A 12,119-nucleotide genomic window follows, 5' to 3' on the forward strand; every position below is an offset into this window, starting at 1 on the left:
ATGTCCTCGACCCGCGTTCCCTGGCCGCAGTTCAGCCGCTCGCTCGTCGCCATTCTGCGCGGTATCCGGCCGGAAGAGGTCGAGTCCGTCGTGTCGGAGCTGATCGAGGCGGGCTTTGAGGCGATCGAAATCCCTTTGAACTCGCCCGACGCCTTTCGCTCGATCGAAACGGCCGTGCGCCTCGGGTCGGACCGGCACTGGATCGGAGCGGGCACCGTCCTTTCGGTGGAGAATGTCGATCGGCTGGCCGATGTCGGCGGACGTCTTCTGGTTTCGCCGAATGTCGACTCCGGCGTTCTGCGCCGGGCCGGCGAGCATGGCATGCTGACCATGCCCGGCGTCTTTACGCCCACCGAGGCGTTCCAGGCGCTCGCCGCCGGCGCCTCGGCGTTGAAGTTCTTCCCCGCCAGCGTCCTTGGCCCGGCCGGCGTCTCCGCTATCCGCGCGGTGCTGCCGAAGGATTGCGAAGTCGGCGTGGTTGGCGGCGTGTCGGAGAAGGATTTCGAGGCCTTTTCGAAAGTCGGCGTGCGCTCCTTCGGCCTCGGTTCCTCGCTCTACAAGCCGGGAATGACCTCACAAGAAATACGTGTGCGCGCCGACGAGACCGTCTTGCTCTACGACCGAATATTCGGTTTAGGATAAATCAGACGGCTGGAAGAATTCCATTGTCGCTGAATTGACGATGGTTTAATCGTCAGACAATTCGATTTCGGGTGAGGAGAGACACCCGAGTCGGGTCACGCAGCGCGGGCATGACCCGCGGTTCCGGGGAAGGGCTGTCAGCCCGGCCTCGTTCGGGAGGGCTGAATGAAGATTTTGAAGACACTCTTGGTTGCGGCGTCGCTTGGTGCGGTCGCTCTGGCGAGCGCCGCGTCCGCGCAGGACAAGGGCACGGTCGGCGTCTCGATGCCCGACAAGTCCGTCGCGCGCTGGATCGCGGACGGCGCCAACATGGTGAAGACTTTGAAGGACAAGGGCTACGCGGCCGACCTTCAATATGCCGAGGACGACGTCTCGACCCAGCTCTCGCAGATCGAGAACATGGTTACCAAGGGCGCCAAGGTTCTGGTGATCGCACCGGTCGATGGCACGACCATGACCGACATTCTCAAGCGCGCTCATGCGGACGGCATCAAGGTGATCGCCTACGATCGTCTGATCCGCAATTCGCCGGATGTCGACTACTACGCGACCTTCGACAATTTCCAGGTCGGCGTCTATCAGGCTAATTCGATCGTCGACGCGCTTGGCCTGAAGGAAGGCAAGGGTCCGTTCAACATCGAGCTCTTCGGCGGCTCGCCGGACGACAACAACGCCTATTTCTTCTACGACGGCGCGATGAGCGTGCTGAAGCCGTATATTGATCAGGGCAAGCTCGTGATCCCGTCGGGCCAGACCGGCATGAACACGGTCGGCACCCTGCGTTGGGACGCTTCCACCGCACAGTCGCGCATGGATAATCTCCTGTCGGCTCATTACACCGACAAGACCGTCGACGCCGTGCTGGCTCCCAACGACGTTCTCGCCATCGGCATCATCTCGTCGCTGAAGGGCGTCGGCTACGGTTCGGGCGGCAAGAAGATGCCGGTCATCACCGGCCAGGACGCCGAGCTGCCTTCGGTGAAGGCGATCCTCGCAGGCGACCAGACCTCGACCATCTTCAAGGACACGCGCGATCTCGCCAAGGTTACCGTGGACATGGTCGACGCCATGGCTGCAGGCAAGGAGGTCACGGTCAATGACACCAAGACCTACAACAACGGCGAGAAGATCGTGCCGGCCGAACTCCTGAAGCCGATCCTCGTCACCAAGGACAATGTCCAGAAGGTTCTGATCGACAGCGGCTACTACAAGGCCGACCAGATCAAGTAATCCATAAGGGCGGCGCCGGCAGAAACCCGGCGCCGCCGATCTTCGGCCGATCGGGACCTCCTCACGGAGGGTGATCGGGGAAGGGAAGGCGAGCCCCCAGCGGCTCGCGCCCGGCTGGAAATACGACTGTCTCCTGCCCTTTGTCCGGGAGTGCCGCGATGGCCGCGGATCGGACCGGGGTCACGCAGGATGGGGACGGTCGCGCAATCGCAGGCGAGGGATGCCCGTCTTGCGTCATCAAAGGGGAGAAGCATGAAATCTCTGAAGATCCTGGCGGCGGGCGTCGCCCTCGGCCTCACGCTGATGTCGGGCGCCTTCGCGCAGGAAAAGGGCACCGTCGGCATCGCCATGCCCACCAAGTCCTCCACGCGTTGGATCGCCGACGGCGACAACATGGTGAAGGTGCTTCAGGAGCGCGGCTACAAGACCGATCTCCAGTACGCCGAAGACGACATCCCGACCCAGCTCTCGCAGATCGAGAACATGGTCACCAAGGGCGCCAAGGTGCTGGTGATCGCCTCGATCGACGGCACCACGCTGACCGACGTTCTGCAGCAGGCCGCCGACAGCGGTATCAAGGTCATCGCCTATGACCGCCTGATCCGCAATTCCGGCAATGTCGACTATTACGCGACCTTCGACAATTTCCAGGTCGGCGTTCTCCAGGCGTCCTCGATCGTCGACGGTCTCGGCCTGAAGGACGGCAAGGGCCCGTTCAACATCGAGCTCTTCGGCGGTTCGCCGGACGACAACAACGCCTTCTTCTTCTACAACGGCGCGATGAGCGTGCTGCAGCCCTATATCGATCAGGGCAAGCTCGTGATCCCGTCGGGCCAGAAGGGCATGGAGACGGTCGGCACGCTGCGTTGGGACCCCTCGGTCGCCCAGGCTCGCATGGACAACCTCCTGTCGGCCTACTACACCGACAAGAATGTCGATGCGGTTCTCTCGCCTTATGACGGCCTGTCGATCGGCATCATCTCGTCGCTGAAGGGCGTCGGCTATGGTTCCGGCAACAAGAAAATGCCGGTGATCTCCGGCCAGGACGCCGAGCTTCCGTCCGTGAAGTCCATCGTCGCGGGCGAGCAGACCTCGACGATCTTCAAGGACACGCGCGAACTCGCCAAGGTCACGGTCGACATGGTCGATGCCATGGCCGCCGGCAAGGAAGTCACCGTCAACGACAGCAAGACCTACGAGAACGGCGTCAAGGTCGTTCCGTCCTACCTCCTGAAGCCCGTCCTCGTGACGAAGGACAATGTGAAGCAGGCGCTGGTCGACAGCGGCTATTACACGGCTGACCAGGTCAAGTAACATCAGCATCGGGCGGGGCGAAGGCGGACCCTTCGCCCCTCCAGACATAACAGGGCCGGCCTCCTTCCAGGGGGATCCGGCCCGCCAGTTTCGAGGTCGCCGATGGCTCCCATTCTAGAAATGCGCGGCATCACCAAGACGTTTCCGGGCGTGAAAGCGCTGGACAACGTCAATCTTTCGGTCGAGGCCGGCGAAATCCATGCCATCTGCGGCGAGAACGGCGCGGGCAAGTCGACCTTGATGAAGGTCCTGTCGGGTGTCTACCCGCATGGCACCTACGAGGGCGACATCCACTTCGAGAACGAAGTGCGGTCCTTCAAGGACATTTCCGATTCCGAGAAGCTCGGCATCATCATCATTCACCAAGAGCTGGCGCTCGTGCCGCTCCTGTCGATCGCCGAGAACATGTTTCTCGGCAACGAGATGGCCCGGTGGGGCGTGATCGACTGGGACGCCGCGCATGCCCGCACGCGCGAGCTGCTGGCTCAGGTCGGCCTGCGCGAATCCCCGATGGCGCTGATCAAGGATCTCGGCATCGGCAAGCAGCAGCTGGTCGAGATCGCCAAGGCGCTGGCCAAGAAGGTGCGCCTTCTGATCTTGGACGAGCCGACCGCCAGCTTGAACGAAAGCGATAGCCAGGCGCTGCTCGACCTGCTTCTGGAATTCAAGAAGCAGGGCATGTCGTCCATCATCATCTCGCACAAGCTGAATGAGATCGCCCGCGTCGCCGACCGCATCACGGTCATTCGCGACGGGACGACGGTCTCGACCATCGACTGCGTTGCTGAGCCGATCTCGGAAGACCGCATCATCCGCGACATGGTCGGCCGCTCGCTGGAGGATCGCTATCCCAAGCGCGAGCCCAAGATCGGCGAGATGCTGTTCGAGGTGAAGGACTGGAACGCCTATCACCATCTCAATTCCAGCCGGCAGGTGCTCAAGAACGTCTCGCTGAACGTACGGCGGGGTGAGATCGTCGGCATCGCCGGTCTGATGGGCGCCGGGCGCACCGAACTCGCGATGAGCGTCTTTGGCCGTTCCTACGGGCGCAACGTCTCGGGCGAAGTGCGCATGGGCGGCAAGGTGGTGGACGTGTCCACGATCAACCGCGCGATCGACGCCGGCATCGCCTATGTCACCGAGGACCGGAAGCATCTCGGCCTGATCCTCGACGACGACATCAAGCAGAACATCTCGCTGGCCAATCTCGACGGCATCAGCCAGGGCGGCGTGATCGATCCGCACAAGGAGCAGGAGGTGGCGGAGACCTATCGCCGCCAGCTCAAGATCCGCTCCTCCGGCATCCTGCAGAAGACGCTGAACCTCTCGGGCGGCAACCAGCAGAAGGTCGTCCTGTCGAAGTGGCTCTTCTCAAACCCCGATCTTCTGATCTTGGACGAGCCGACGCGCGGCATCGACGTCGGCGCCAAGTTCGAAATCTACTCGATCATCAACAAGCTGGCGGATGAGGGGAAGGCCGTTCTCATGATCTCTTCGGAAATGCCGGAACTCCTCGGCATGTGCGACCGGATCTACGTGATGAACGAAGGCCGGATCGTCGCAGAAATGACGGCGGCCGACGCCTCCCAGGAAAATATCATGCGTGCCATCATCCGCTCCGGAGCACAAACCCATGAGCATTAAGACCGTCGACGAGACCGAGCGGAGCGGAGGCAAGGGCGCCTCCTGGGGCTTCCTCAGCGGCCACATCCGCGAATACGGAATGCTGATGGCGCTCGTCGTCATCATGGCTTTCTTCCAGTTCATGACGGGCGGCGTTCTGATGCGCCCGCTGAACCTCACCAACCTGATCCTTCAGAACAGCTACATCGTCATCATGGCGATCGGCATGCTGCTCATCATCATCACCGGCCATATCGACCTGTCGGTCGGCTCGGTGGCCGGCTTCATCGGCGGCCTCGGCGCCGTGCTCATGGTGAACTACGGGTTCAACGGACTGACGGCCGCGGGGATCGGTCTGCTCGTCGGCGCTGTGATCGGCGCCGCGCAGGGCTATCTCGTCGCCTATTTCAAGGTGCCGTCTTTCATCGTCACGCTAGCGGGCATGCTCGTCTTCCGCGGCCTGACGCTGAAGGTGCTGGGCTCGGCCTCGATCGGCCCGTTCCCGGAAAGCTTCCAGAAGCTGTCGAAGGGCTTCATCCCCGACTTCCTCGCCGGGACCGCCGGCCTGCACATGACAACGCTCCTCATCGGCGCGGTCGCGACGGCTGTGCTCGTCATCCTCTCCATTCGCAAGCGCGCCAAGCAGGCCAAGGCCGGTCATCTCGACGAGCCGATGGCGCTGTTTGCCGGCCGCAACATCTTCATCGCCGCCGCGATCATGCTCATCACCTATCTGATGGCATCCTATAACGGCTTCCCGAACGTCCTGATCGTCATGGCGCTGCTGATCGCGGTCTATGGATTCATGACGACGCGCACCACGGCGGGCCGCCGCATCTACGCCGTCGGCGGCAACGAAAAGGCCGCCAAGCTTTCGGGCATCCGCACCGAACGTCTGACCTTCTTCACCTTCGTCAACATGGGCGTCCTGGCCGCACTGGCCGGCCTGATCTTCGCCGCCCGCCTGAACTCGGCAACCCCGAAGGCCGGCGTCGGCTTCGAGTTGGACGTTATCGCGGCCTGCTTCATCGGCGGTGCGTCAGCTTATGGCGGCGTCGGTAAGGTGATGGGCGCGGTGGTCGGCGCCTTCATCATGGGCGTCATGAACAACGGCATGTCGATCATGGGCATCGGCATCGACGACCAGCAGGTCATCAAGGGCCTCGTGCTTTTGGCCGCCGTCTGCTTCGACGTCTACAACCGCAACAAGGCCTGATCTCCGCCATCAGGTGATTGGCAGACATCCAAAGGCGCCGGGAGCGATCCCGGCGCTTTTTTTGTGCGCGTTGCCATTTGTGACCCCAACTTCGGCGGACATCGCATCGGTCCTCGTGTAGGACGCCTCCGGATAAGTGGATGTCTGAGGTCAAGATTATGAACGAGAGCCGAGCCGTCGTCCCCACCGCCCATGCGAGCCGCTATCTACAGCAACTCTGCAAACATTGGGCTCACAAGTTTCCTGTGGAGTTCACGCCTGAGCATGGCGAGATCAAGCTTCCCTCTGGCGTCACCGTACTGGACGCAAGCGCGGAGGCGCTGTCGATCACGCTGCGCACCGAGGAAGCGGGTTCACTGGATCAGTTGGAGCAGGTCGTCGCCGACCACATCGTCCGCTTCGCCTTCCGCGAGGACCTGGTCTTCGACTGGGCGCGCGAGGCCTGACGGCCGCTTCGCTCAGAACATTTCCAGGAAAAGCGGATGCGCTTCGCCGCCAGTTGAGGCGGCGAGATGAGAGGCTTCAGGGGCGGGACTCGGAGCGCTGCAGCAAGCCGCGATAGATCTCCTCGTCGTCGCAAAGGCCAGCCAACCGCCCGAGTTCGTCCACGAGCAGGATCGGATGGTTGGTCTGGCGCTTCAGGGCGATCGCGGCTCTCAGCTTGAGATAGACCGGCGCGACGATGACGTCGCAGGGATGGTCGACCCGGCCTTCCTCGCCGTCGGCATGACCGAGCGTTCCGCCATTGCCCTGGATATGAACGCGGACCGGCCGATCCGACGCATCGACCTGGAGCCGCACGCCGCCGGCTTCATCGAGAAGCAACGCGCCGTCCTCGCGCTTCAGCGAGCGGACGGGCCGCATCACCGCCGAACCGCGCAGGACATTGAGCGGGTTCATGTGGCGCACGAACTCGGCGACATAGGGCGTTGCCGGCGCGAGTAGGATGTCCTCCGGCTGGCCGGACTGAACGATACGGCCGTCCTGCATGATGGCGATCCGGTTTCCGAGCTTCATCGCTTCGTCCAGATCGTGGCTGACGAAGAGGATCGTCTTGCGGATGGTCTTCTGCAGTTCGAGCAGTTCGTCCTGCAGCTTGGTGCGGATCAGCGGATCGAGCGCCGAGAATGGCTCGTCCATCAGGAGAATGTCGGCATCCGTGGCGAAGGCCCGCGCGAGGCCCACGCGCTGTTGCATTCCGCCCGACAGCTCATGGGCATATTTGTCGGCCCATTTCGTCAGGCCGACCATGGCGAGCTTCTCGTCCACGATGCGCGTGCGCTCGTCCAGCGATACGCCTTGGAGTTCGAGGCCGAGACCGGCATTCTGCCGGACGGTGCGCCAGGGCAGGAGCGCAAATTGCTGGAACACCATGGAAACGGTGTGCGTGCGGATGTCGCGCAGCGTTACGTCGTCGCATTTTGCCACATCCACCGGACGCTCGCGATGGCGCACCAGCACTTCGCCGCGCGCGACTTCGTTCAGGCGGTTGACCGCGCGCAGGATGGTGGACTTCCCCGAGCCGGACAGTCCCATGAGCACGCAGATCTCGCCACGATGAACCGACAGGTTCACGCCCGCCGCGCCCAGCACCGAATCCGTCATCTGCAGGATTTCGTCGCGTGTGCGGCCCTGGTCGATCAGCTTGAGCGCCTGCGCCCGCCTTTCTCCGAACACGATGTCGACATTTTGAAACTCGATCGCCGGGAGGTTGCTCGTCTCCATGGTCAACGTCCTTTCGCGCGGCGCGCTTCGGGCGCCTTGCAGATGCGATCGAGCAGAATGGCGAGGATGACGATGGCGAGACCCGCCTCGAAGCCCATGCCGATATTGACGGTGTTGAGGGCGCGTACCACCGGCTTGCCGAGCCCGTCCGCGCCCACCAGAGCCGCGATCACAACCATCGAGAGGCTCAGCATGATGCATTGGGTGATGCCGGCCATGATGGTCGGCAGCGCGTGCGGCAGTTCCACCTTATAGAGGAGCTGGCGCTTCGTGGCACCGAAGGCACTTGCCGCTTCGCGAAGGCTCAGCGGCACGGCGGCGATGCCGAGATAGGTGAGGCGGATGGGCGCCGGGATGGCGAAGATCACCGTGGAGATGAGGCCGGGCACGGCCCCGAGGCCGAACAACACGAGCGTCGGAATGAGATAGACGAAGGTCGGGATCGTCTGCATCAGATCGAGAAACGGGCGCAGCGCGGTGTAAACCCACGGGCGATGGGCCGCCGCGATGCCGAGCGGGACGCCGATCACCACGCAGACCAGCGTCGCGCAGAAGACTAGCGAAAGGGTCTGGATCGTCTCGGTCCAGTAGCCGAGATTGACGATCAGAAGCAGAGACAGGACCGCGAAGCCGGCGAGCGCCAGCGAGCGGTGGAGAAGCCAGGCGCCGCCCGCCACGAGCGCGATGAAGACGATCGGTGGGATCAACGACAGGCCGGTGGTCAGTCCGTCGATCAAGGAGCCCAGCACCAGCGAGATCGCATCGAAGAAGCCCTGCGCATTGGTTGTGAGCGCAGTGACGAAATCGCGCAGCCAGACCCCGAGCGGAATCTTATGGTCGGTGAGCCAGTCGAGCATTCCGGTCGATCCTCGGGGAAGAAGGGGCGGGCGGCGCCGGGAGTATGGGGAGGGAGCGGCGGGGTCGCCCCGTTCGCGTCGCGAACGAGGCGCCAGTCAGCCTCGCGAGATCACTTCGCCAAGGCGGCGGTCACGGCTTCGTCCGCCGGCTTGCCGTCGAAGGTCGTCACACCCGCCAGCCAGGGCTTCCAGGTGTCGGCATGGCCGGCGAGCCATGTCTTGGCGGCTGCCTCCGGCGCCTTGCCGTCGTTCAGGATGGCGCCCATGATCTCGTTTTCCATGGGTAGGGAGAACACGATGTTGGATAGGAGCTTGCCGAGATTGGGACACTCGGTGGACAAGCCCTTGCGGGTCAACGTGTAGATCGTCGCGCCGCCGTAGTTCGGGCCGAACACCTCGTCGCCGCCCGAAAGATAGGAAATCTTGAAGCTGCTGTTCATCGGATGGGGCTCCCAGCCGAGGAAGACGATCGGCTTGTCGCCCCGCGTCTGGCGCGCGACCTGCGCGAGCATGCCCTGTTCGGAGGATTCCACGAGTTCGAACTTGCCGAGATCGAACTTGTTGTCGGCGATCATCTTGAGGATCAGGCGGTTGCCGTCGTTGCCGGGTTCGATGCCGAAAATCTTGCCGCCGAGCTGGTCGTGAAACTTGGCGATGTCGGCGAAGCTCTTCATGCCCTGGTCGTAGAGCGTGGTGGGAACGGCTAGCGTATACTTGGCGCCTTCCAGATTGATGCGGATCGTCTCGATCGACCCTTCCTTCTTGTAAGGCGCGAGATCGGCTTCCATGGTCGGCATCCAATTGCCGAGGAAGACGTCGATATCGCCGTTCTTCAGCGACGCGAACGTGACGGGCAGGGCGAGGATATCCGTCTTCGGGGTGTAGCCCAGCGCCGAAAGGAGGGTGGAAACCGAGGCCGTGGTGGCGGTGATGTCCGTCCAGCCCACATCGGCGAGGCGGACCGCCTTGCAGGACGCCGGCTCCGCCGCCGCGGCGGGAAGGGCGAATGTAGCGAAAGCGAGGGCGACGCAGGCTTTTGTCATACGGGGGGACATCATCACTCGGTATGCTCCTGTCACGGGGAACCAAAGGGCTCGTCGGCGCAAAATACACGATGTCGGCGATTGATCGGTCGAACAATCGACCTGTTGCGAACCATTCCAGATGCTATGAGGCAACCTGTCAAGGGGATGATTGAACAAACGTTCAATTGTTTGGCTTCGCGCGCCGCACTGTTCCAAGTCTGAGGCAGCTTGGTTTGTTTTTGTGCAGTGCGTGCTAAGTATTGAGGAGCTTGATGGCTTATCGTGCGGCTTGCTTATGGCCATCAGTCGCCATTCCGCTTGATTGAATGAGCGATCAATCTCTGCTATCGCCAGATGCGTTGCGGAGAGTGAAGCATGGCTCGAACTGACACTGTCACCCGATTCGCCGGCGAAGACCAGCGCCGCCGCCAGCTCGTGGAAGCGACGATCGACGCGCTGGCCGACGTCGGTTTCGCGGCCTCCAGCCTGTCCGAGATCGCCGGCCGGGCCGGCGTCGCGCCCTCGCTCGTCGCGCATTATTTTGGCGACAAGGAAGGCCTGCTCGAAGCCACGCTCAGACATCTGGCGAGCCGCGTCTCCGACAGCGCGCGGCTTCGCCTTGCCCGGGCCGAGGGGCCGAGGGAGCGCATCCAGGCGGTGATCGACGCCAATCTGGCGCCCGAGGAGTTTGACGCGCGGACGTGTTCCGTCTGGCTGGCTTTCTGGGGGCAGGTGCTTCATTCGCCCCGATTGAAGCGGGTCCAGCGCGTCTATCAGCGCCGCATGCTGTCGAACCTGCGCTACGACTTGAAGGCTCTGTGCACCGATGCCGACGCCCAGCGCATCGCCGTCTCCATCGCCGCCGTGATCGACGGGCTCTGGCTGCGTTCCACCCTTTCGGACGTCGGCGAGACCGACAGTCTGGCGGCGCGCGCCATCGCCACGAGCTTTGCGGATTCGCAGATCGCCGGCGCCCGGCCGCGCAGCCCGGCGGAAAAGCCAAAGCTGCCCCGTGCCCGGGGCCTGCGCGTTCTCACCAGCCATATCGGCGGCGATTACCTCCCGCTCGATCCCAATGCCGAAACCTTCGCCACGATCAACCCGGCGACCTCCGAGGTGCTGGCCGAGATCGTGATCGCCGGAGAGGCGGAGGTCGATCGCGCGGTCGCCCTGGCGCGCGAGGCGCAGCGTGGCTGGGGCGCGATGACGGGCGCCGAGCGCGGCCGCATCCTGCAGCGCGTCGCCACGCGCCTGCGCGAGCGCAACGGCGAACTGGCGCTTCTGGAAACCCGCGACACCGGCAAGCCTATCCAAGAGACGCAGGCCGTCGACGTCTTGTCGGGGGCGGATTGCATCGAATATTTCGCAGGTCTCGCGGCAGGCATCGCGGGCGAGCATGTCGATCTCGGCCCCCAAGCCTTCGGCTACACCCGCCGCGAGCCGCTCGGTGTCGTCGCTGGCATCGGCGCTTGGAACTATCCTCTGCAGATCGCCTGCTGGAAGGCCGCGCCCGCGCTGGCCGCCGGCAATAGCGTGATCTTAAAGCCGGCGGAGCTGACGCCGCTCACCGCGCTCAAGCTCGCCGAGATCATGACCGAATGCGGCGTCCCGGCGGGCGTCTTCAATGTCGTGCAGGGCGACGGGCGCACCGGGCGCCTCCTGTCGCGCCATCCCGGCATCGCCAAGATTTCGCTGACCGGCGAGGTCGGCACCGGCAAGAAGGTGATGGCCGACGCCAGTGCGACCTTGAAGCAGGTGACGCTGGAACTCGGCGGCAAGTCGCCGCTGATCGTCTTCGCCGACGCCGATCTCGACGACGCCGTGGGCGGCGCGATGCTGGCCAATTTCTACTCCGCCGGCGAGGTCTGCTCCAACGGCACCCGGGTCTTCGTGCACGAGGACGTGCGCGAGGCCTTCCTTGAGAAGCTGGCGGCGCGCACCCGCGCTATGGTGGTGGGGGACCCGACCGATCCGGCAACGCAGGTCGGCGCCCTGATTTCCGAAGCGCATATGCACAAGGTCCTGTCCTATATCGAGGAAGGGCGGCGGGAGGGCGCGCGCCTCGTCGCAGGCGGCGAGCGCGTCGTCGAGGGGACGCTTGGCAAAGGCTTCTTCGTGCGGCCGGCGATTTTCGACGCCTGCTCGGACGAAATGCGGATCGTGCGCGAGGAAATCTTCGGCCCGGTGATGACGGTCCTGTCCTTCCGTGACGAGGACGAGGTGATCGCCCGCGCCAACGACACGCGCTTCGGTCTCGCCGCCGGCGTCTTCACGCGCGACTTGGCGAGGGCGCACCGGACGGTGGCGCGGCTCGCAGCCGGCACGACCTGGATCAACACCTACAACATCACGCCGATCGAACTGCCCTTCGGCGGCACAAAGGAATCCGGCCTCGGCCGGGAGAATGGCCGCGCGGCGCTTCTGGCCCATACCGAGGCCAAGAGCGTCTACGTCAATCTCGGGCGCGTCGACGCGCCCTACTGATCG

The 12,119-nt window shown here is 63.7% G+C and carries 10 protein-coding genes; 7 read left to right on the top strand and 3 right to left on the bottom strand.

The genetic code is table 11. From position 1 onward, the window contains the following. The 6 genes from AUL32_RS05460 (at position 1) to AUL32_RS05485 (ending at position 6,471) form a co-directional block, all read left to right on the top strand. Positions 1-642 (top strand): 2-dehydro-3-deoxy-6-phosphogalactonate aldolase, encoded by a 642-nt coding sequence (locus AUL32_RS05460; RefSeq protein WP_062112399.1) that lies wholly within the window; start codon positions 1-3, stop codon positions 640-642. Between the two features lie 165 nt (positions 643-807). Beyond that, positions 808-1,872: a multiple monosaccharide ABC transporter substrate-binding protein gene (chvE, locus tag AUL32_RS05465; RefSeq protein ID WP_062112401.1), complete on the top strand. Its 1,065-nt coding sequence runs from the start codon at positions 808-810 to the stop codon at positions 1,870-1,872. Positions 1,873-2,124: 252 nt separating this feature from the next. Further along, positions 2,125-3,186, top strand: a complete 1,062-nt coding sequence (chvE, locus tag AUL32_RS05470) for a multiple monosaccharide ABC transporter substrate-binding protein (RefSeq protein WP_061975497.1) — start codon at positions 2,125-2,127, stop codon at positions 3,184-3,186. A 102-nt stretch (positions 3,187-3,288) separates the two neighbouring features. Further along, a complete protein-coding gene (gene mmsA / locus AUL32_RS05475; RefSeq protein ID WP_061975499.1) occupies positions 3,289-4,830 on the top strand; it encodes a multiple monosaccharide ABC transporter ATP-binding protein in 1,542 nt (513 codons plus the stop codon). Then, on the top strand, positions 4,820-6,025 hold the full coding sequence (mmsB, locus tag AUL32_RS05480) for a multiple monosaccharide ABC transporter permease (protein WP_062112403.1): 1,206 nt from the start codon (positions 4,820-4,822) through the stop codon (positions 6,023-6,025). Before mmsA ends, mmsB begins: the two co-directional genes overlap by 11 nt. Before the next feature lie 158 nt (positions 6,026-6,183). Beyond that, positions 6,184-6,471, top strand: a complete 288-nt coding sequence (locus AUL32_RS05485; RefSeq protein ID WP_062112579.1) for a DUF2218 domain-containing protein — start codon at positions 6,184-6,186, stop codon at positions 6,469-6,471. A gap of 76 nt (positions 6,472-6,547) precedes the next feature. Here the strand turns inward: AUL32_RS05485 and choV are convergent, their stop codons facing one another. The 3 genes from choV to AUL32_RS05500 form a co-directional block, all read right to left on the bottom strand. Then, positions 6,548-7,750, bottom strand: coding sequence for a choline ABC transporter ATP-binding protein (gene choV / locus AUL32_RS05490; RefSeq protein WP_062112405.1), 1,203 nt, complete (start codon positions 7,748-7,750; stop codon positions 6,548-6,550). A 2-nt stretch (positions 7,751-7,752) separates the two neighbouring features. Beyond that, positions 7,753-8,607, bottom strand: a complete 855-nt coding sequence (gene choW / locus AUL32_RS05495; RefSeq protein ID WP_062112407.1) for a choline ABC transporter permease subunit — start codon at positions 8,605-8,607, stop codon at positions 7,753-7,755. 110 nt (positions 8,608-8,717) lie between these two features. Further along, positions 8,718-9,665 (bottom strand): choline ABC transporter substrate-binding protein, encoded by a 948-nt coding sequence (locus tag AUL32_RS05500; protein WP_374700927.1) that lies wholly within the window; start codon positions 9,663-9,665, stop codon positions 8,718-8,720. 342 nt (positions 9,666-10,007) lie between these two features. Here AUL32_RS05500 and betB point away from each other — a divergent pair, with 342 nt between their 5' ends. Beyond that, entirely contained in the window at positions 10,008-12,116 is a 2,109-nt protein-coding gene (gene betB / locus AUL32_RS05505; protein WP_062112410.1) for a betaine-aldehyde dehydrogenase, read from the top strand. Positions 12,117-12,119 lie beyond the last annotated feature (3 nt).

Source organism: Aureimonas sp. AU40 (assembly GCF_001463785.1).
GTDB lineage: Bacteria > Pseudomonadota > Alphaproteobacteria > Rhizobiales > Rhizobiaceae > Aureimonas.